The 21870-nt window shown below is 42.2% G+C and carries 19 protein-coding genes and 1 tRNA gene; 8 read left to right on the top strand and 12 right to left on the bottom strand.

Annotated elements, in window-relative coordinates:
* Position 1: 1 nt before the first annotated feature.
* From ACHZBG_RS03635 to ACHZBG_RS03620, 4 genes are all read left to right on the top strand, one after another.
* Positions 2 to 1153 carry a glycoside hydrolase family 88 protein gene (locus tag ACHZBG_RS03635; protein ID WP_320128083.1) on the top strand — a complete coding sequence of 384 codons (1152 nt, stop codon included), beginning with the start codon at positions 2 to 4 and terminating at the stop codon, positions 1151 to 1153.
* Positions 1154 to 1166: 13 nt separating this feature from the next.
* Complete coding sequence (locus ACHZBG_RS03630; protein ID WP_320128082.1) at positions 1167 to 3164, top strand: heparinase II/III family protein; 1998 nt, start codon at positions 1167 to 1169, stop codon at positions 3162 to 3164.
* Between the two features lie 74 nt (positions 3165 to 3238).
* Positions 3239 to 3310 (top strand) — tRNA-Gly (locus ACHZBG_RS03625).
* Between the two features lie 400 nt (positions 3311 to 3710).
* Entirely contained in the window at positions 3711 to 4484 is a 774-nt protein-coding gene (locus tag ACHZBG_RS03620; RefSeq protein ID WP_320128081.1) for a GntR family transcriptional regulator, read from the top strand.
* A 202-nt stretch (positions 4485 to 4686) separates the two neighbouring features.
* On the opposite strand, the gene ACHZBG_RS03615 is transcribed toward ACHZBG_RS03620, so the two are convergent.
* The 4 genes from ACHZBG_RS03615 to ACHZBG_RS03600 form a co-directional block, all read right to left on the bottom strand.
* Positions 4687 to 5907 (bottom strand): mandelate racemase/muconate lactonizing enzyme family protein, encoded by a 1221-nt coding sequence (locus ACHZBG_RS03615; RefSeq protein WP_320128080.1) that lies wholly within the window; start codon positions 5905 to 5907, stop codon positions 4687 to 4689.
* A 122-nt stretch (positions 5908 to 6029) separates the two neighbouring features.
* Positions 6030 to 7427 carry an APC family permease gene (locus ACHZBG_RS03610; RefSeq protein ID WP_320128079.1) on the bottom strand — a complete coding sequence of 466 codons (1398 nt, stop codon included), beginning with the start codon at positions 7425 to 7427 and terminating at the stop codon, positions 6030 to 6032.
* Positions 7428 to 7465: 38 nt separating this feature from the next.
* The gene (locus tag ACHZBG_RS03605; RefSeq protein WP_320128078.1) at positions 7466 to 8656 is read right to left on the bottom strand and encodes a mandelate racemase/muconate lactonizing enzyme family protein; all 1191 of its coding nucleotides are present in this window, start codon (positions 8654 to 8656) and stop codon (positions 7466 to 7468) included.
* Positions 8657 to 9092: 436 nt separating this feature from the next.
* Positions 9093 to 9431 carry a hypothetical protein gene (locus ACHZBG_RS03600; protein ID WP_320128077.1) on the bottom strand — a complete coding sequence of 113 codons (339 nt, stop codon included), beginning with the start codon at positions 9429 to 9431 and terminating at the stop codon, positions 9093 to 9095.
* A 1083-nt stretch (positions 9432 to 10514) separates the two neighbouring features.
* Here ACHZBG_RS03600 and ACHZBG_RS03595 point away from each other — a divergent pair.
* Positions 10515 to 10670 carry a hypothetical protein gene (locus ACHZBG_RS03595; RefSeq protein WP_320128076.1) on the top strand — a complete coding sequence of 52 codons (156 nt, stop codon included), beginning with the start codon at positions 10515 to 10517 and terminating at the stop codon, positions 10668 to 10670.
* A 484-nt stretch (positions 10671 to 11154) separates the two neighbouring features.
* Here ACHZBG_RS03595 and ACHZBG_RS03590 read toward each other — a convergent pair whose 3' ends face one another.
* Entirely contained in the window at positions 11155 to 11397 is a 243-nt protein-coding gene (locus tag ACHZBG_RS03590) for a hypothetical protein (protein WP_320128075.1), read from the bottom strand.
* A 451-nt stretch (positions 11398 to 11848) separates the two neighbouring features.
* Between ACHZBG_RS03590 and ACHZBG_RS03585 the strand changes: the two genes are divergently transcribed.
* On the top strand, positions 11849 to 13057 hold the full coding sequence (locus ACHZBG_RS03585; RefSeq protein ID WP_394699319.1) for a hypothetical protein: 1209 nt from the start codon (positions 11849 to 11851) through the stop codon (positions 13055 to 13057).
* Positions 13054 to 13767: an ABC transporter ATP-binding protein gene (locus tag ACHZBG_RS03580; protein ID WP_320128073.1), complete on the top strand. Its 714-nt coding sequence runs from the start codon at positions 13054 to 13056 to the stop codon at positions 13765 to 13767. Before ACHZBG_RS03585 ends, ACHZBG_RS03580 begins: the two co-directional genes overlap by 4 nt.
* A 273-nt stretch (positions 13768 to 14040) precedes the next feature.
* Here ACHZBG_RS03580 and ACHZBG_RS03575 read toward each other — a convergent pair whose 3' ends face one another.
* The 7 genes from ACHZBG_RS03575 to ACHZBG_RS03545 form a co-directional block, all read right to left on the bottom strand.
* Positions 14041 to 14334 carry a ferritin-like domain-containing protein gene (locus tag ACHZBG_RS03575; RefSeq protein ID WP_320128072.1) on the bottom strand — a complete coding sequence of 98 codons (294 nt, stop codon included), beginning with the start codon at positions 14332 to 14334 and terminating at the stop codon, positions 14041 to 14043.
* Between the two features lie 119 nt (positions 14335 to 14453).
* The gene (locus ACHZBG_RS03570; RefSeq protein ID WP_320128071.1) at positions 14454 to 15989 is read right to left on the bottom strand and encodes a bifunctional UDP-sugar hydrolase/5'-nucleotidase; all 1536 of its coding nucleotides are present in this window, start codon (positions 15987 to 15989) and stop codon (positions 14454 to 14456) included.
* A gap of 2 nt (positions 15990 to 15991) precedes the next feature.
* The gene (phnE, locus tag ACHZBG_RS03565; protein WP_320128070.1) at positions 15992 to 16798 is read right to left on the bottom strand and encodes a phosphonate ABC transporter, permease protein PhnE; all 807 of its coding nucleotides are present in this window, start codon (positions 16796 to 16798) and stop codon (positions 15992 to 15994) included.
* A 10-nt stretch (positions 16799 to 16808) separates the two neighbouring features.
* A complete protein-coding gene (gene phnE, locus ACHZBG_RS03560; protein WP_320128069.1) occupies positions 16809 to 17609 on the bottom strand; it encodes a phosphonate ABC transporter, permease protein PhnE in 801 nt (266 codons plus the stop codon).
* Entirely contained in the window at positions 17606 to 18361 is a 756-nt protein-coding gene (gene phnC, locus ACHZBG_RS03555) for a phosphonate ABC transporter ATP-binding protein (protein WP_320128068.1), read from the bottom strand. Before phnC ends, phnE (ACHZBG_RS03560) begins: the two co-directional genes overlap by 4 nt.
* 71 nt (positions 18362 to 18432) lie before the next feature.
* Positions 18433 to 19473 carry a PhnD/SsuA/transferrin family substrate-binding protein gene (locus tag ACHZBG_RS03550; protein WP_320128067.1) on the bottom strand — a complete coding sequence of 347 codons (1041 nt, stop codon included), beginning with the start codon at positions 19471 to 19473 and terminating at the stop codon, positions 18433 to 18435.
* Positions 19474 to 19525: 52 nt separating this feature from the next.
* Positions 19526 to 20485 (bottom strand): LacI family DNA-binding transcriptional regulator, encoded by a 960-nt coding sequence (locus ACHZBG_RS03545; RefSeq protein ID WP_320128066.1) that lies wholly within the window; start codon positions 20483 to 20485, stop codon positions 19526 to 19528.
* Between the two features lie 511 nt (positions 20486 to 20996).
* On the opposite strand from ACHZBG_RS03545, the gene ACHZBG_RS03540 reads away from it, so the two are divergent.
* Complete coding sequence (locus ACHZBG_RS03540; protein ID WP_320128065.1) at positions 20997 to 21728, top strand: GntR family transcriptional regulator; 732 nt, start codon at positions 20997 to 20999, stop codon at positions 21726 to 21728.
* The last annotated feature ends 142 nt before the right edge of the window (positions 21729 to 21870 follow it).

Raw genomic sequence — 21870 nt, 5'->3', positions numbered from 1 at the left:
TATGAAAAGAGAAGAGATTTCTTCTGGAGAAGTGCTCCAGGCCCTTGATACTGCTTGTCAGCAAGTTGAGAGAAATCTGCCTGACTTTACGTATCGTTGCCAGAATCATTCCTCTGTCAATAACTTTTATGCTCCTTGTGAAAACAATCAGTGGACGTGCGGTTTTTGGCCCGGGGAAATTTGCCTGGCCTATGAGCATACCCAAAACGAAGTTTTTATCCATGCAGCACAGATACAAGTGGAGAGTTTCTTGCACAGGATAGAAAACCATGTCGAGGTTGACCACCATGACATGGGGTTCCTGTACAGTCCTTCGTGTGTCTCCGTGTACAAATTGACAGGTAACCTGCATGCCCGGCAAGCGGCGCTTCTTGCTGCTGACCAATTGATTTCCCGCTTCCAACCAATAGGGAATTTTATTCAAGCTTGGGGAAAAATGGGAGCAAGGGAGAACTATCGGTATATCATCGACTGCCTGCTCAACCTTCCTCTTCTCTATTGGGCGAGTGAAGAGACCAAAAATGATGTATATCGCGATATAGCGATGAAACATATCCAGACCTGTCTGGAAAATTCGTTCAGGGGCGATGGTTCCACGTTCCATACTTTTTTCCTGGACCCTGAAAACGGGAATCCTGTCAGGGGAGAGACTTGTCAGGGCTATCGTGCGGATTCTTCCTGGGCCAGGGGCCAGGCTTGGGGCATATATGGTCTGGCACTGAGTTATCGGTATACCAGGAAAAAAGAGTGCATTGATTTGTTTCGAAAGGCTACCGGTTATTATCTTTCTCATCTTCCACTGGATTTGATTCCGTACTGGGATTTGATTTTTACCAGCGGTGATGAAGAACGTGATTCTTCAAGCGGTTCCATTGTTGCCTGTGGATTGTTGGAAATGTCCAAGTATCTTGAAAAAGAGGAAGCCGAGACCTATATCTCCTTGGCTCGTCAGATGCTCAAGAGTCTGTATGATTCCTATCGTGTTGTCGATTTGGGAATGTCCAATGGTCTGGTGTTGCATGGAACCTATTCGAAGAAATCTCCGTATAACACGTGCACGCCCGAAGGTGTGGATGAATGTGTTTCCTGGGGTGATTATTTCTTTATGGAAGCGTTGACGCGGTTGAAAGGTGCTTGGAACCTGTATTGGTAGGGAGGGAAGGGAAATGAAACCTGAGCAGTTCTATAACCAGGGTAAGGTGTATTTCTTTGACGACAAGGTCTTGGTTGCCGATTATGTACGGATCCACGAACCGGATGAAGTTGAGAAGATTATTGTCCTTGCCAATGAAGCGGTAAACCATTCCTTTCGTTTTGCCTTACGATGGGATATGGAACGTACCGTTGTTCCTGTTCATTTTGAAGGAGCCATCAATTGGCTGTACCAACCTGGGGATGATAGTGAATGGGTGTATGCTTTCAATAGGATGCGATTTTGGATTTGCCTCGGGCAAGCCTATGCACTTACAGGTAACGAGATGTATGCCAAGGCTTTTGCAGAACAGCTTTGCCATTGGGTGAAGCAGGTAAAAAAAGAAGATCCCCTTTGTGCCAAGGCCTGGAGGTCAATCGAAGCAGGGCTTCGCCTGGAATATTGGACCAAAGCCATGCTCTATTTTAAGGGGAGTCCCCATATTACCGAACAGGTGGTGGATACCTTTCTCTCTTCCGTGACAGAACATGCCGAATTCCTTATGGGTGTGTGGGATAGCTATCACTTGATGAGCAATTGGGGAGTATTGGAAAATCATGGATTGTTCATCGCCTCGGTCATTCTTCCCACTTCCGCAAGGACTCTTGAATATCAGGCGGAAGCTATCCGACGTCTTGCCTTGGAGAGTGAGATACAGGTGTATGATGATGGCATGCAATGGGAACAATCGCCTATGTACCATAATGAGGTCACCCATGATTTTCTGGATGTCCTCATCCTAGCTAGGAGGAATGGCATTGCCCTGCCTCCAGCTTTTATCTTGAAAACCCATGCCATGTGCAAAGCTTCCTTTACCTGGCAAAAGCCTGATGGCAACGAACCCTGCATGGGGGATAGTGATGAGATTGACCAGCGGGACATCCTTACCAAGGGAGCGTATCTGTTTGCTGATCCTCTGCTCAAGGGAAGGGCGCTGGAACATTTTGACTTTGATACGATCTGGGATTTGGGTTTGGCAGCGCAGCAAGAATACGAGCGTATGCCAAGTACGAAAGATCCCGATAGCCTGGGTGTACTCAAGAATAGCGGGAATGCATATGTTCGTCGGGGTGAATCCTATATTCATTTCCATTGCGGTACGATGGGTGCAGGACATGGGCATAGTGACCAGTTGCATATTGACCTGTTTGCCAATGGTGAGGATATCCTGGTTGATGCAGGGCGCTTTACCTACGTTGCAAAGGCTGAGCGGTTCGAGTTCAAGGACAGTACGGCCCACAACACCACGACTGTTGATAATGAAAACTTTACGGTATGCAAGGATAGTTGGGAATGCAGCAAACTTACCTGCCCGGTAAACTTTGATTATAATCAGAAACAAGGATACCAATTTGTGCAAGGCGGACACCTGGGGTATTTGCACAAGGGTGTTTTCGTAAACAGGAAACTGATTGTTCTGCAGGATGATCTTTTGTTGCTATGCGATGAGTTCTATACAAAGGGAAAGCATAGTTACCAGCAGTACCTTCATTGTAACGATGCAGGATTTGTTTCAAAGGTCGGAAGTAATTTCCGGTACCGATCAGATTTCAATGACGTGGAGTTCTGCTTGCTATCCCCTGATGGTGCAAGCGGCATTATCCCTACCAGGGTTTCCCGTCATTACAATGAATGCAAGGATAACAAGACAATTGTCACAAAAATCACCCAGGAAGGCTTTGCTTCGTTGTTTACGGTAATTTCGATTAATAAACCGAATGTGTTTTCTCCTCTTGTCGTAAAGAAGGTCCCGGTTCGTTCAAACTTCAAGGGAATTGTATTTCCTGATTACCAAATTGAGGCAGTAACTCTTTTTAAGGGAGATTCTTCCTATACTGTAGCTGTAGCTCACCAGGAGTGGGCGAGTCCGACTGATACGTTCCTCGCAGATGGTTGTACTGGGTTCGGAAATGTGGTGGTGTTTGACAGAACCAAACAAGAGAAGGAGATCGGTACCTGTTTGCATGCCTGATAGACGGTTTGCCCCGATACTTGGTTGAAGCTACTTTACATGTATACTGTTCTTTGCTATTATCGTTTGAAGATGCGCCAGTCGCACAATGGTTAGTGCTCGTGCTTCCCAAGCATGTGACGAGGGTTCGATTCCCTTCTGGCGCTTTTTTTATATTCCGGGTTATCGTCTAAAATCTGGAAATGGCATCATGTATATCGTTTAAGTCGAATATTTCCCAACTGCTATCTCTTTGAGTCTCGGTTGGGCTTGTGTCCCAAGGCTATTCAATGCAAGAAAAATCTGGTATTTCCGCTATACTGATCTAGTATGGTAAGCGCATCTTGAGTTCTGCCAGATGAAAAAAACTAATATAATAAAAATTATTCTTGCTTTGCCTTCTTGCCCCACGGCACTACTGCTGGCACTTCATATTATTACCGAGACACAGAGCATATAATATTTGTAAAAAATTGACATTACAACTCATAGCTTATAGAATAAACTATCTTAAGTACACTTCCGCAAATCTTGATGAATAGAAGTGAAAAGGTTTCGCAATTAGATATGGATAATGCAAATAGAAGGACTAAAATCAGTCGTCTCTCGGTAGTGGATCAAGTGTGCGATGCTATCAAGCAAGATTTGGTAAAGCATGTGTGGGAGACAGGTGACAAGTTGCCATCAGAAAGTGAATTTGCGCAATCATTCGGCGTCAATCGGCTTAGCGTGCGCATGGCACTGCAAAAACTCAGTACATTGGGTTTGATTGAGACCCGAGTAGGAGAAGGATCGTTTGTTAAGGATTTTTCTTTGAAACCTATCCTACGTGAAATAGCGGTGGTTTACAGCGAAAAAGAACGACGTAAGGATGTGGAGCAACTCCGTAATCTTTTAGAAGGTGAATGCCAATCCTTGGCTATCATAAAAGCTACTGATGAGGAAAAGGCACATTTACGAGAATTGCTCGATGAATATTATGAAAAATCAGCAATTTTTTGTCAGGATATAGATAATCAAGAATATCTGGAGCAGCTAGTCGAAGCAGATTTTGCATTTCATTATGGGATTATTAAATTAAGTCGCAATCGCCTGTATATAGATATTTATTACATGGTACAGCAACTTATTCGGGATCATATCATGCAACTTATATCAACACGTACCCATCGTCGACGTGCAGCTGGATTAGACACCGCAATTGCTGTAGATAATCATGAGCAGATGTATGAAAGTATTGTGAACGGAGATGTGGAAGAGGCGAAAAAATCAAGAGAGCAAATCTTAGGTATCATCCCGATTCATGGAATGGATTATTTTGATGATCCTGATATTGGATAAGAACTTTGTAAACAACTGGCTTAATTCCTGTGATAGGTAAAAGCATGGAAATATAATGAAACGGCCTCTTTCATTACAAACTGTATGAAAAAGGCCGTTTTACAAAAACATCTGCTAGAGCAATCTTTGCATAAAACTCAAAGTATCGGTTACCTTTAAATTGCGTCTGCAATGGATATCCGAACTATGAGAGGTGACGCGCTCACTTTATCATGGCCGGACCAGGTTTCGGACCATCGACGACGACCTTCTTTGCTCTTGTCATCTCAGCTTCACTCATTTCCTGCCCGATTCCAGGAATTTCTGGGATATCGTAATACCCATTCACTGGATGGAGATGATACTTACCAGCAGCGATGCAAGCTTTTGTCAAGTTAGCATTATGCTCTTCATGGATGCAGAAATTGGGGATAGTAGCCTCAACATGCAGCGCTGCTGCCGTTGCGATAGGCCCACCGCAAACATGGACTTGAACACCCATGTCATAGACCTGAGCCATATCACAAATCTTCTTGGTTTCAGTAATACCACCTGTATTGCAAAGATCAGGTTGTACGATAGCCAAACTGCGATCTTCAAAGAACTGGCGGAAGCCCCAACGTGTGTAACTGCGTTCACCGGTTGCAAGAGGAAGAGAGCAATGTTCCTTAATGTATTTAAACATGTCAGGATTGCTGGGCATGGTAGGTTCTTCGTAATACATGATGCGATAGGGTTCCAGAGCTTTTCCAAGATCAGAAGCAGTATTTGCGTCTAAAAGTGAGTGGATTTCTACAATGATATCCAAATCTGGACCTCCTGCCTCACGAGCAGCGGCAATTCGGTCTACTGCAAGTTGCAGGTCATGCTGACGCATTGATCCACGGTGGTGGGTTCCCTGAGTTCCGAAAATTTTTCCTGCATCCCCCTTCTTGTAAGGTACGAAAACAGGATCGATCTTAATTGCGTCGTATCCGTCTTCCATGATTTCTTTTACGACGTCATAGTATTCTTTTGGTTCGTACAGGAGACCTAGTCCTCCATTGGATTCAACCATCTTTTTCCAGCCAAACTGTAACTGGCTTGCATATGCACGCAATTTTTTATTAGTTTTTCCTCCAAGGAGTTTATATACTGGTAGTCCCAAAGCTTTTCCTTTGATGTCCCAGCATGCAGTGTCGATAGCTGCCATAGCAGAGGTAACCACTACACCACCATTCATACCCCAGAACGTATGACGATGAAGATGTTCCCAGATTTCTTCAGTATTGAAAGGGTCCATCCCAATTACCAAGGAACCGAAATCCTGGCATTGTCCAAAAGCGGCTTCGCGGCAATTGCCATACATCAAACCTGCTTCACCAAACCCAGAAATACCTTCATCTGTGTTTACCTTTATAGTCACAGCATAACCCAAATAACACTCGATACTTGTGATTTTCATAAAATTTTACCTCCAATTATGAAATACACCATTACTTATTCACTTTTTTCCCAAGCTAAGGAGATTGCGAAAGAAGTGATATCCGTAAACTATGAAAGTCTGCAATGAATTCTGCAGTGAATTTAATCTTCTGCCCAAACTGATGTATGAATTTCAATGTTGCCGGTCTTGGATCGCCAAATTCCGATTGCAGCCATAACCAGTAGGATGACAACATTTCCGATGGCAAGAGTTGCACTCATGGAGAGGCAAGATTTCCAGAAAATGATGATGTAACCGAGTAGGGATAAAACACAAATTGTGATGTACCAACCATCTGAAACGTGGAAACGTGCCTTCTTCCATGCATCAGGATATTTCTTTGGCATCCTTATGTATGCAAAGAAGTTAAGGAAAGCAAAGAAGGACATGAATAGCTGGACCATGTTAACGATAGTGATGATTGATAGACCAAAAATAATCGGGAGAATACCTAAAAGGTACATGAATGTCAAAATGTAGACACGTGCATCTTTCTGATTGGTCTTTCCAAATGCTTTGGGAAGCCAGCCATCGTCACAGGATTGTCCGATAGTGATGGCATTATAGGCAAAACTGGAGTTTAGAGTGGATAATAACGCCATAATGGGACCACAAATTATGAATGCATAATACAGCCAGGAAGGGAAGATTTTTTGTGCTGCAAATACCAGCGTACTTGAGTTGCCGTAATCTGCGATACTCATAACTCCAACACCGGCGAATGCCACACCAACGTATAAAATAATCAAGGTAGGCACTGCCATGATCAAAACAATAGGGATGTCTTTTCTTGCGTTCTTGGAATTCCTACCATATGCAATGGTCATGTAGTATCCTTGACAGGAGTAAACAAACAACAATATAGCACCGAAGAATCCACCTGTGATTTTTCCTTCAGTAAACTTAATACCCCATCCGTTGATAAGGAAGTTCGGATCAGTAAACTTGAAAATGGGAAGATTTATCTGGAAAATTCCGACGATTGCGAATATCAACAAAGCTGCAATCAACATCCATGTCATCAATTTTTGCGCTTTTGCCATCATATCGATTCCAAAAATATTTACCACATAGAAGATGGTTAACAAGGAAACTCCTACAATCGCTCTTGGAACAGGGCCACCAAGTGCTGGTATGACATCACCTAGATATGCTGCTGCCGCTACGCCGAACAAAGCGGTAGAAAGACATTGTGTCAGGTAGGAGAATGCAAAAATTCCTGAAACGGTAGGTCCTGCAAGATCACAAAGCATGGAGTAATTTCCACCACCCAGACGCAGCGTGGACGAAATAAATACAGTAGGCAATATCATTATAAAACCTACGATAATTGCTGCAAAATAGGCGAGCCAAGCCGAGTACCCCGTCATTTTGATGGCAGGTACGATGAGTGTGATAACTCCCGCACCAATGACCTGTCCGATTGCAAGTGCAAACAGTTCGGGTCTACCCAGCGTTCCAGCTTTTGGAGCTGCTTCCTTGATAACTTTAATTCCCATATATTTCCCCTTTTGTTTTACCTGCTCGCGCAGGGATTTTACTTTATCACTTTGTACAAAATTGCAGCATCAATGGCGGATTGTAAAAATTCGTTACCGATACCAGGAAGTTCAGGAATGGAGAAGTACCCGTTTTCAGGTTGAAGATTATACTTTGTCAACCCCAGACAAGTGCTCATACGGTTACAGGTGTGATGTTCATGGATGATGAAATTTGGAATGGTGCATTCGACATGCAGTGCGATGTTGGTTGCCAATGGACTTCCGGCAACATGCGCCTGAATACCTACGTCAAAGGCATGAGCCATATCACAAATTTTCTTCACTTCGGAAATTCCTCCACAATTCCCGATATCAGGTTGTGCCAATTGAAGCAAATTCTTTTTAAAATATTCCAAATACTGCCACCGGGAGAAAAGCCGTTCTCCATTTGCAATGGGAACTGACGTGTATTTAGCAATATACTCTACCGTTTGAACTGTCGGTGAATTGGGTTCCTCGAATGCCATCATATTGTATTTTTCAGCTAGTTTAGCTAATTTTACGGCGCCTAGCGCATCTGGATACGAATGGTTTTCCATGATAATATCCACATCTTCGCCGGCTGCTTCACGGGCTGCTTTCATCCTAGATTCCACCATTTTGAGCTTTTTTGGTGTCAGAAGACCGGTTGTATCGAGAAAGGAAAGGGGTTTCCCTTCTTCATCACGGTCAAAGAAGTCAATCTTAATCGCATCGAACCCTTCGTTGATTGCTAGCTTGACGTTATACGCATAATCTTCAGGAGTCACTGCCCAAAGATGTTCTGAAACACCGACCTGACCCCAACCAAACTGCAGCTGGCTTGCATAGGTGCGAAGCTTGTCCCTGACTTTGCCTCCAAGTAATTGATAGACAGGAACATTAAAATACTTGCCCTTGATATCCCACAACGCTACATCAATAGCAGCGATACCGGAGAATACTACAGATCCACCGTTCTGACCCCAGAAGGTTCGCTTATGCATCGTATTCCAAATTAATTCAGTTTGCATTGGATCCATACCGACAATAAGTTCAGCCAAATCACAAACCATGCCAAATGCGGCAGAACCACCAATACCATAGGCCATTCCGGCTTCACCGTCACCGAAGATACCTGCATCCGTATGTATTCGGCATCCAATAGGACTGTTCATCTTTGTATTCACGGTAGGAAGACGGAATACTTCAATTTCTGTGATTTTCATTAAGGAATCTCCTTTCAATAGTCAAGATGATAATTATTTTAAATATCGAGTTATTCAGTTGTTCGCTAACTAACACTTAGCCTAAATCCGATTTTTTAATCTGTCAAATAAAAAAATCAAAGCGATGTTTTTAAAAATAATCTGTCCTTGTTTTCAAGAATCCCTGCTTTTAAAAAGAATTATTTGGTTGATAAAATAAGTATAAATTGTACTGGGTAAAAAAGATGTTATCCAAAATTATACAGAGTAAGTTTGAATATGTGCCCAGATCTACGACTGCTCATCTGAAACCTTTGGCAATTCAAAAATGATGAACCTATAAATCTTGGCTGATTGTAGAGGAGTGTTGAATTCTATGTTATGCTATTCAAAATTTCCTTTAACTAGGACAATATTTCTATAAAATTACCATTTCTATGTGTCGCTTCTTGTACGTCTATTCTGTTTTCAGGTGCTCGACACGACTCTCCAGTCCATCGTTCTTTTCGTCGTTCATCAGGTGCCCCCATCGATAGTTTCGGTCGTTTGCAGGAGACGTGCTATTGCGGTGATGTTGGAGGGCGAAAGGGTTGTGCCCAGAGGCAAAGTCATAATTGCCGGCAAATAGCTCAGTCTTGGTCGCCTCGTGGTTACTGTTCTTAGCGTTCACGCTCAGGCACATCTGAACCTCCTGGCTGTGCCATCCGTATTTTTCGATGGTCCTTGCCAGTGATTCGTTATTGAAGGAACTCGGCAGGAATTTTCCCTCGATTGCTCCATGAGTGTCCACCAGCATTTCATAATCCTCGACCGTGTATCCGTCATAATGGCCTCAGTCGGTATTTTATGTAAGGTAAATCTCGATAGATAAAATTAACATACCGTAATAGGAAGTATATAAAGCATAACTAAAGCGGTACACTCGATATCGACATCCTGGGGTCGGATGGCATAGTTCAGGGAAACGGAATTTCGCTTGCTTCGAATGATCTTTGATGTCCTATAATTTTCCATTTGGTTAACAAAAAGGTTTTTAAACACTTTTCACGTTTTCTGACATCAAGATAATTCTTCAAGACTGATACCTCATGGCCAATCTCCAGTATGTTATTGATATGGATGATAGTACGAATATTCTGAACATTGATATTTTAGAATTTACAACCTACTAGTTGTGTACAATATGTAACGGATGTAGATGTGTTTTTGTTCCAGGTTTCATTATTTTAAAATTTCATATAAAAACACATTAGCTTTACAAAAATTAGCAATATAGCAGCTAATGAGTAATAAAAAATACTATGGAGATAGGTGTGAAATTCATTGCAAGATTATTGTTGCCTGTTCTTGGTTCTTTTTTGCACATTTCTTGTAGCGGTTCAGTACAGACTTCTTCTGCAGAAAGGGAAACAACAACAATTGAGAGTATGACGTAGATGGGCTGGAAACAAATAGGGATCTTCACAATAATTTTGCAAGCCGTACATGGTATGGTAGTAATGCATCTGAGACAAAAATTTGGTTTGTTAATTTTACTACTTTACCAGAAGAAAATACATGTGACTCAGTTATGTACGACAAGGTCCTTGCTGTAATGAACTAATTTGCATCGTGCAATAGTTAAAATAGGTTTAGATGTTTCCAACAGGAAGGTGTATATATGAGAAAACTAGTACTGTCCATTATAGCCATTGCTGTCTGTATAGGACTGATAACTGGATGTCACCCTTTCGGAGATACTGGAAAAATATCTTTTTCTATCGTCAATTCTTCCAACTACACTGTTAATAGCTTTGAAGTACATTTGAGCACTGATTCAAGTATTTTTGTGTCAACGAGTAGTTTGGTAAAAGGGTAATCGACGATTTTAACTCTCGATATGAGAGATGCGCCGGATCGAGATGGCGTTTATAAACTCAGTTACTATCAAGACGGGGAATTAAAACAAAAAGATTATGGGTATTTCACAAATGGCTTTGCTCTTGAAGATCTTACCATCACGGATGACGCATGCACCGTATTGGAAACAAACTAGTCTGTAGGTTAAAAACATTAATGTTTGGAATATTTGGGATTAGCCATGAAGAGACTTACACATGGAATGCTTGGAATTGATGAAGGTTTAGTGCAATTTGAGCAGATGCCGCTGGTTTGCGGCTTTATACACTTTTTACACCAAAGATAGCAGTTGAATGATTGGGAGTTGTATATGAATTGGTGAATGCAAGGGCTTATTTACAGTTCGTAGACATTCCCAGGCATGTGACGAGGGTTCGATTCCCTTCTGGCGCTTTTTTTTATTTTCCGGATTATCATCTAAAATCCGGAAATGGCATCATGTATGTCGTTTAAGTCGAATACTTCCCAACTGCTATCTCTTTGAGTCTCGGTTGTGCTTGTGTTCCAAGGCTATTCAATGCGAGAAAAATTAATACAATAATAATTATCGGTGGCAGCTTTTTCTGCTCTATCCTTCACTTGGAAGGGAAGTCGCGCCCATTACGAAATGCACTATGCAATCAAGGTTGCCTGGGAGGCATGGGGAGCTTCTGGAGGGGATTGACTTGATCTGGTGCTGGCGGTTTTGGGAAGTCAGAAGGTTGCTCATTCGGTATTATATGCATACCGGAATTCGGAAAAACAATCGGGGTGGGCGCAATTGGATGATCTACAAGCAGAATCGTGCAGGAAGAAAATAGCATCACGAAGATAGATACCAGAAAAGAGAATATGACGATAGTCAGTTTTTTTGAAATTTTCATAGCATGGCCTCATTTAATACATCTATGAATCAATATAACCATATAAGATTCCTATAACGAAAAAGGGAGCTAAAACTTCCTAAAAATACATAAATGCACTTATTGTTGGTAGCAAATTTTTATACATTAACAGAAAATTTTTCTCTTATTTCACTAAATACGCAACTTTTCTTTTTTAAATAAAGACTATATTTCAAAGAATGGGCGCAAAGAAAGCAAATTTTCATCAGTAAAGCTAATATGCCAAAATACATTTTGTTCGAATATGAAAAATAGCTTTCTGTCTAGATTCCCTTGTAGTATAGTGCAAAGAAGAGGATCACGGAATGAATGGAAACAATCAATAATTATAAACAATTGAATCCATAGAACTTTGATGGCAAAATAAAGCATAGCAGGAATTCTGTAGTTAATTATATACATTTAAAATATATATATTTAGGAATAAAATATGTATACTTTTTTAATATTTCTAAAGATCAAGTTTTCATTCTTTGTAGCTGCATCTAAAAAAAGAAAAGCATATTATTTACTCGTTTTCTTTCTTTTGGGTATTTCATATGGTTATATATTCTTTCATCCGGAATCAATTGCGGATGGTACGATTATTGAAAAGAATCCAGTTTCTGCATTGATTGGCTTCTCCATTCTGTCAGGGCTCGCTTTTTCTGTTCCCAAGAATTATTCAACTTTTTCTTTTCTTTATTACGACAAGAGGGCTACTTATTATAAATTTTGCTTTGCCTATATCTGTGCTCAGCAAATTATCAAATTTGTATTGATTGTATTGGCATTATTGCCTTTTACAGGAAAAACCGGTGACATGCAAGTGTTTTTACAAGAAGTACCTGTTGCTTTTTTTTGGATGATTGCTTTCTCTTTTTTCCGTTTATTATACATTGATTATGGCCTTATATTATTTTGCGGGTTGTTTGTCGTGAGTCTTCTTACTAATCTTTTGCCAATAGATGTATTGAGTCTCATGCTGGCTATATTCACTATTGCCACTCTTTCCTTTTGCAATGTTTTTACTCGGTTGCATAAGATATCTAAAGTAAAATGGCGTATTCATAAAAGCTTTCCTATATTGAAGTATATGACCAGTGAAATCTTTTTCAGAAGGGAAGAAATTTTCACTTTTATGATAGGTCTGATTGCAGTAATCATTTTTGATGGATACATCATGATTCATGGTATTGCGGAATGGCCACGTATCATTTTACTTGCCATATGTGCATTGATGAGTTTTTTAAATGCCATGGTATTGGGGACACAATACCAGAACTACCGTTTTCGGTTTTTTCTTATTGTTCCTACTCCGTATTGGCGATTTATATGCATCCATGTCGGTATTCCTGTTGTCATCCTGATTACGGTTCAAGTTCCTATTTTTATAATTGCTGGTTTCGCCTTTGGTTTTACTTGGGGAATTCTCTGTGCAGTTACATCCATGTTGTTTTTGGTTTGTTTCATACTACGGGTTATTTTTGCTCCCCTTGATGTGGTGGGAACAATATTTATATTCCTGGAATTTGCATTGTATTTATTCTTGTTTGTTGCTTATCCTGTTCTTTTTGTTTCCATTTTTATCATTATCATTTTTGCCAAATTTTACAAATTCTGGTTGAATCTATTAGATAATCTGAGGTTATATCAATGATTGAATATCAAGATTTATGTTTTACATATGGGGCGAGTGGTTTTCGCATTCAGGATATTTCCATTTCTACACATCCTGGAATTATGGGATTGCTTGGACGAAATGGATCAGGCAAGACAACATTCATGAACTTGACAGCAGGACTGTTGATGCCTCAATCGGGTAAAATACTTTTCAATGGCGAAAGTCTTTTTGCATCACGGGCAAATCAGGAAAAGATAAAGAAGAAGATAGGGTATCTTCCTGCAGAAGGTTTTTTCTTTGATAAGCTTTCACTTAAGGAAAACTTGGAGCTTGTGGGATATCTGCGATTTGGCAAAAGAAAACTCTATACGAGTTATCAAACGATAATTGATCAGATGGAACTTGGAGCGCATATGAACAAGCGATTTGCTGAATGTTCGACTGGAACAAAGCAAAAAGCACAGATAGTTGCAACTTTGATGGGTGATCCAGAAATATTGATTCTTGACGAACCCCATAATGGACTTGATATCTTTACGAACAAGCAATTGAATGATTTTTTGCTGTCAATCAAGTCTCGGGTCGATACCCTTATCCTTTCCAGTCATATTGTTGAGATTGTTGAGAAGCTTGCAGATTATGTTGTTATCCTTGAGAACGGACAAATCATTGAAACAAGGGAGAAGCCTTTTGAGATTCCCTTGGAGACTATATATTTCAATTCAATAAAAAAATCTATTGATTGAATGATTTGTGGTGGAAATTCTCACTTATCAGGTTTTCCCTGTTTTATACATATGGTTACTATCATATGTCTTGGTAGTGTTAGAATTGCAATAGCATACAGGGAGGCTATACTCATTTATATGCTATATATACGTAATTTCATGCCAGTGGATAATGCTGTCGACAGGCTGATAGGAATTGGAAGGAAAGATCCTCCTCTCAGTGATATCGGATAATCTAACCACAAAATAGGAGGCTTTGTATTCCTTCCTATTCCTATTATCTAAGGAAGGTTACAGCGATTTGCCCTCTATGTCCAACATGGAACCGGTACTGAATAAATAGGTTTTTAAGTTCTGATCCCATCCATCCATGTTCCGTCTGAGCCATTCCAGATTCATCGAGGCATGCTCGATTTCCTCATCCCTGTTATGAGCCATGACTTCCTTCAGGTCTTGATCTTTTGTCGTATTAACCCGTTGGTTATACCAATCCACTGCCTCGAGTTCTTCTTTGAGACTGTTGATAGCTCTGGTTATATCCCTGGTTTTTTCGTCCAAGGCATCGTACGGTTCAGTATAAGCCATAATTTCCCTCCATTTATGAATACTAGCTCTTAATTCTAAATATAGTCATATTTTCCATAAACGAAAAGGAAAGTCGGAACTTCCCCAAAGAAACATAAATGAATTCGTTCGCAAAACGATTATCCAATTCCAACCTCGGTTTCAGGGGTTATTACCGTAAAATCGGGCTTTTGCCAGGAAGTTGCATCAGGATGTTGTTGCAACCAATCGACGCTCAGATCCTGGACATCCTCATTGATTACCTTGACAATCGGACAAGAACGGAAGAACTGGTAACCTCCCGTTCCCGTGGCCCTGTAGTTGTTCATGCAGAGGTTGAGTTTTTTAGTTCCCAAGGGTTCTCCTTGATAGAGCAATCGGGTGACTCGTTCCCCGATGGGACGGCGTAGGTCGAAGGAATAGGCTAAGCCTGCATAATAATCATAGTTGTAATGCTCTATCTTTGGTATCAGGAACTCCTTGTTGATGGCAACCTTTCCTTCTTTGATGGAGAAATAGGAGGCACATCGCTCAAGAGCCAGCTTTAAGATTTGCCCATCGACTTCAAGCACTACCAGGGTATTGGGAAATTGATAGGCTGCGATGATCTGCCTGATGGTAATCTTGGAAGAGAACCCCGGATTATTGTTTCCCAGGCTGGTGCATGAGATATCTGCCTTGGAGATATCCAACTGTATTTGATTGAAGAAATCAGCGATACGAGATCCCTGAAGCGCATTATGCAACTTTGTTTGGGGAACAATGGAGGAAGGAATGTTTCCCGCTGAAGAAGAGAGCCAGTGTTGTACGTCTGCTTCGAGGTCCTGAAACTTTTTTTGGAGTGGCGAGGGAGGAGAAACTGGGGTGTACAGAACACTGCTGCTTATGTCCAGGGACCCCTCATCGTCCTGGTAGATGGAAATCCTGGCGACTTTGGTGGCCATGGCAGGAAGTTGAAGGGTATAGGTACCGGATAGATATTGGCCGGGAACCTCCATGTGCTGGTGAGCGCATAAAAGAATGTCATAAGAGAGTTCTCGAGCAATCTTACATGCGATATTTTCCTTGGTTTCCGTTAGTATCTTGCCTGTATTCAGGTCTTCCTCGTACCCTCCATGATAAATGCAAAGGGTGAGGTCACACAGTGGCTTGATTTGGTCCAATTCTTTTTTCGCGCAATTGAAAGCATCCTCGATGATAAGGTTTTGGAGATTCTCCGGTTTTTCCCAGAGGCTCACGTAATCGGTGAGGATGCCCACAAGGCCTATGCGCAACCCGTTCTCGAGGGTGACAATCCTATGGGGAAGCATGGCGAGCCGGTCATCCTTGTCTGTGACGTTTGCGCACAGGACCGTTGCCTCCACTTGGTCGAAGAACTGGAGCAGCATATCGTACCCATAATTGAAATCGTGGTTACCTGGCACTATGCAGTCGTAGCGAGCCGCATTGAAAACCGTAGCCTGGGGCAAGAAAGCCGGTTTGTGGTCCTGGACATATTTAGCCAATGCCGAACCTTGGAGCGTATCGCCCCCATCCAGGACAAGGGTATTTCCGTCTTTCTCAAAAAGCAGGCTTGCCTGCATCAAGCCCATTGGCCTGATCTCTTCATCAATGTAATTTGTGGGGAAAAGGTAGGAATGGGTATCTGAAGTGTAGAACAGTGTAGCTTGTTTCATGCTTATCCCCTGGCAAGTTTATTGCGAATCTTATTTGAACCATATTCAACGATCAAAACCAGGACGATCAATCCAGCCAAGATGGAACCGACCTCGTTCCAACGGTAACTGCTCATGGCAAAGATCAGGGGAGCTCCGATGCCTCCAGCCCCGACAAGACCGAGTACCGTGGCATCCCTGAGATTCATATCGAACCGGTAGATCAAGGTGGAGGCAAAATTCGGAAACAGCTGGGGTAGGACCCCATAACGTATTTTCTGGAAGGTGGTACATCCGCAAGCATCCAACGATTCCAATATCCTGGTGTCCAGGTCTTCGATATTCTCGATGAACAACTTGGAAAGCATACCTATGGAAGATAGGCTCATGGTCAATAGACCTGCAAAAGGCCCTGGACCGGTAACCATGATGAACATCAACCCATATACGAAGACGGGGATGGTCCTGATGGCCATTATAATTACCCTTCCTACCACGGCAATGGGCTTGGGGACGATGTTCGTTGAGCTGAGGAAGGAGAAAGGAATGGCCAGAATTGCACCGATGAGGGTTCCCAACAAGGCTATGCAGGTTGTCTCCAGAAGGAGATAAGGAACTCCTTGTCTGGTAAGGTTGAACAATAGGTCGGTATCGGGATGGAAGATGCCACTGATTATCCGCCGGGCAACAGTTGCCCCGTTGGTGCCACCCGAACTTTGTTGCTGAACAGCGGTGCTGGACCAGATGAGCAGGATCAACAGGCAGAGGATTACGGCCATTTGTCCGATCCAGGAACGGGGAGCTCTCTTCAATTGTTGTTGTACTGTCATATCTCGTCTCCTACGTCAGCTTACTTCTGAAGAAATGACTGAGGGTCTCTATGAGAACGACGGTGGCAAAGAGGGAGACAAGGATCATTCCTACCTTGTCATATTCCCTCCATCCGATTTTCTCGTTCAGAATCAATCCAAGTCCACCAGCTCCGACATACCCGAGGATGGCGGCATAACGAACATTGCCTTCAAAACAGAAAAGGGTATTGGACAGATAGGAAGGAAGTATCTGTGGGATGATTGCACTGACAAAGGACTTTGCTCGTCCCGCCCCGAGTGCTTGCATGGCTTCATATGGCCCCATATCTACCGTTTCGATCTCTTCATACAGTAATTTTCCGAGATAGGAAAAAGTAAACACCGTGATAGCCATGGTTCCTGCCAAAGTTCCCAAGCCAAAGATATAGGTTGCGATCAAGGCAGTGACAAGCGTTGGCAACGTACGTATGATGCTCAAGAAGATTCTGCTGAGGGCTGTCACTATTCGGTTATGAATGATGTTGGTGGAAGAGATGACAGCAAAGGGAATGGCAGCCATTGCTCCGACAAAGGAACCGATGATCGACATTTTGATCGTATCCAGCAAAGGGTTCATGATATTAGGCAGATAGGAAGTGTTTGGAGGCATCATATCACCAAGGATAACGAAGAAATAATTTCCTCTGGTGAGGATTGTCATGAGATTGAATCCTGTAATATGTGCGGAGATGGTGATTACAACCAAGAAGATACCGACGACCAAGGGAGTCTGCGAACGCTTTTCTTCTACCTTTGTTCCATCCAGGAGGGTGAGGATGTTATTTCTCATACCACCTCCTTGGAAGTATCCTTGCGATAGATAGTATCCAAAATGGTTTGGTTGACTTTTTCCGAGGGACCATCATAGATGATTCTGCCCTCTCGTATGCCGATTATTCTTGAAGCGTATTCAAGGGCCAGTTCAACATGATGGATATTGATGAGTATCGAGATGCCCAATTCTTTGTTTATTTTTTTGAAATCGTCCATGACTTGCCGTGCAGTAACAGGATCAAGTGCGGCAACTGGTTCATCTGCAAGGATTATGGAAGGATTTTGTGCCAGGTTCCTGGCAAGAGCCACCCGTTGTTGTTGTCCCCCCGATAATTGATCGACTCTGGTATAGGCTTTGTCTAGGATGCCTACCTTTTCCAATGCCTCCAAGGCAAGGAGACGGTCTTTTTTAGGAAAAATACCGAAGAGTACCCGTCCAAAAGAGAGGTCAGGGACAAAAGCTGCCAATACATTTTGTATGACAGTGGTTCGTGTGACGAGGTTGAAGGATTGGAAGACCATTCCTATCTTGCGTCTAAATTGCCTGAGTTTCTTGCCTTTAAGATTTTTTACATCGATGCCATCGACGGTAAGATTTCCTTCCGTGATACCATGCATTTTGTTTATGGCACGGATCAAGGTTGATTTTCCGGCTCCGGAAAGGCCGATGATGGCAACGAACTCCCCTTGGTTGATGGAAAGGGAGACATTGTCCAATCCCCTTACCCCATTGGGATAAACCTTACCGACCTTGTCGAATACTATCATGTGGTACGCTCCTGTTGAGATGGAAAAATCGAGACAGATTTAAATCTGTCTCGACTATATAGGTCTTGCAGTTAGTTCTTTTTTGTCTCACGGATAATTTTCTGGGCAGTGCGTTCGTTGTCGTAATCACTGCTCGTTGCAACCTGATAACCTTTATGGCTATAAATTGCGATTACTTTCTTGCCTTCATCGGTTTTTGCGATATTGATGAATGCCTGTTGGAGGGCGGTCTTGAATTCAGGGGTCATTATCTTGCTGGTCTTGCTGACACTGATGGTATCGTTGTAGATGTACGGGGTGACTCCGATGACATTGGTCTCATCCCAGATTGAAGCCTTGCGGCCGAATTCTGAAGACCATTTCTGTGCATAATCACGACGGGCATCGGCATAGGTAACCAAAACGTCTACTTGTCCTGAAGCAAGCCGGGCAAATTCACTTCCATAAGAATCTGCTTGTACAGCATGGGTAAGGTCGGTAATACCCTTGCCGTCATAGTTCTGCATCAACCAGATATACGGATAGATGTACCCAGCTGATGAGGAACTTCCCATTATTGCCCAGTTGGCGCTATTGATGTCATCCCAGGTCAATTTTTGCCCTGCATTGACTTTTGCTGCCAATTCCTGTCCTTTCTTGGAAGGACCTGCGATCAAGAGGGAACGGTATCCGACAGCCTGGGTGGTGGAAGCTTCAGTCGGTTTGTTGTCGTTCCATACTTTCGGATCATCGCTGTCGATGCTAAGTCCATCACGGGTAGCGGTCAAAATGACATCTGCACCATCGTCATAGAGTACATAGGTACCTCCGGGAATGAGACCTACATCGGCAGTTCCTGCACCGAGGGCAACGCCAACTGCTTCATAACTTGTCCCTACGGTAATAACTACGTTATCTACTGTATAGCCTTGATTAGCCAACTCATCTTTCAATAATTGTTTCAGGGGTGCAGTGGCTGTAACGATTTCCTCAGGTTCTCGTGAAGGAACAAAGTACACATTCAGTGTCTTGATCTCCTTGGTGGTCCCCTGCGATAGTTCCTTGCCACCTTGGGCAAACAAAGCGGTAAGGCTTACCGCACATACGAGAAGAATGCTCATGATTCGCTTCATCTTTATCGTCCTCCTAAGACGTATTGCGCTTCCTGCATTTGCAGGTGAGATGCTAGGGTTCAAATCGGGCTGGAATAAATACGGAAAGGGCTTCGCTGCGTTTCTGGTGAATTTGTTCAAATAACATGCGGATTGCCGTCTCCCAGACAAGATCGGTATACATCCGAATGGTTGGGTACCGATGATCGTCATCGACTATTGTCGCGATATCCTTATATAGGATTACCTTCAATGTATTTTGCATAGTGCTGTTGGCTTTTTCGAGAACCTGCAGGGCACCGGTTGCGATCTCGTCACTGCTGAGCAGTACTGCCTGGGGAGGAGTAGGGAGGGCAAGCATTTTTTCCATCATTGCCTTTCCTGCCTCGACACTCATCTCTCCTTGAAAATAAAAGGCATCGTTGAAAATGTTTGCTTCTTTCGCGAGTGAGCAAAAGCACTCACTGCGATGTTGCCCGATGACAATTCCATTGGAGTTGTACAGGCCTCCCAGGTACCCGATATCAGTCAAACCTTGTTGCAGGAGATATGCAAAGGCTTGGTGGAAGCCAGCTTCAAAATCCACGGTTATACGGTCGAAGCGATATCCGTCTTTTCCATCATTGATGAAAACCAAGTTGAAACTTTGGCGAGTGAGATTTTCGATTTCCTGTTCGGTAAAGGAACCGAAAGCAATGATACCATCGAGGCTTGTCTCGTTTTCTTCACCGATTCGGATAAAATCCACATGATCTTCAATTTCCAGAGTTCTGGTGAGTGATTCCAAAGACGAAAGCTTGATGTTTTCGCATTCCGGCCTGATGATGTGCCAGTCGGCAATTCCAATGACCAGTCGTTCTCCTCTTCCCGTATATCGCATTCGTGGCGGGATGTAATGCAGATCGGTGGCTATGGAAAAGATTCTGTTGCGCACTTCCTTGCTGACAGAAAGGCTGTCATCTCGGTTCAATACACGGGAAACGGTTGCAGGGGATACATTGGCCAAGCGGGAGATTTCCTTGATAGTTACCATCGGTGGTTCCTTTTGACAAAAAAGTATCCCCAAACTAATGTGTAATGCAATATGTGTAGTAAATATTTACTAAAAATTAACAATTCTTTTACAAATGGTCAACCTTGTTTGATTGGTCCCCACCTGAAATAGGGTCTAAAAAAGAATTTTTTCTTATGTAGTTTCTTGAGAATCAATAATTCTGTTTGATTGCAGTAATCCATGAACAAGAGTTGTTCCGATAACTTCTGTTGGTATTTCACTCAAAATAATGGTTAGCATTTTGAGGATATCTTTGTCTTATGCTTTTTATCTTGTTTATTTATTTGTATGTAATATTCACTAAATTAAAAGACAATATTTTTAATATTTTTATTAAAAATATTCCCTAGGTAAAATAATAATGCCAGTAGTTTATATATCAATTGAAAAATATTTGTATTATGCAGTTATCTTTAGTGTCTTTTTAAAAAGAATATAGTATACTTAAAGCGATAAAGTCTCCTGAACTTGCACTAATGGAGGAAAACTGATGCCTTTGAAATTTCAATCGGTCTTTGCACGTCTTCAGATGAAAATTATTTCCGGTGAATGGTGTGATGGTTCCAAGATTCCCACTGAAATGGAACTATGTAAGCAATATGGAGTATCGCGGGTAACTATCCGCAGAGCTCTTGATGGTTTGGTATCCAATGGGTATATTTCCAGGACCAGGGGGAAGGGATCCTTTGTCATCTCTCGCAGGGAAATCATTGGTAGGCCCCGACAAAACTCAAATATTGATTTTTCCCAGGATGAACCTTCCTATAGGTATCAGATTCTTCTTCGTGAAAAAATCCCTGCTTCACCAAGGGATCTTGAACAAATGGGGAAGACTATGAAATCTCATTCTGAAAGGCCTGAATTATGGCATTTCAGAAGTCTTCGCTTGAAAGAGGAGACGCCTTCTGTATTAAGTGATTATTATTTTTCTGAAAATATCGGAGAGATTCTATCTGCAACTGATTCTTTCCTTGATAAGTCCTTCTATGAAATAGTTGGTCAGCATCTTGGTGAAAAATGTCATTTTTCCCAAGGTACGGTTGCCGCAATTATTCCCAATGATGAAATCTGCAAGACATTGCAAATTAAAACCGGCACTGCAAGTCTGTGGTGTCGGGGAGTGTGTGTGCTTGCTGACGGGACGGTGGTCGGTCGATGTACAAATATTTTCAATGGATCGCTCTTTGAATTTGCCGTAGAGACAGATAGTAATCATTGCTAAGAGGCTTTCTTTCTCTTCCCTGAAGTTAGATTATTACATTTTTAATATAGTGTAATAAAAATAAGATATTTTTATATTGGCAGTCGTTAATCTTGCTTTGCTATCCATTAAAAAGTGTTTTTTCGTTGCTTTTTCTTGACAA

Source organism: uncultured Sphaerochaeta sp. (assembly GCF_963676625.2).
Taxonomy (GTDB): Bacteria; Spirochaetota; Spirochaetia; order Sphaerochaetales; family Sphaerochaetaceae; genus Sphaerochaeta.
Note: the sequence above shows the minus strand (reverse complement) of the source record. Positions and strands in the feature narration are given on the sequence as shown.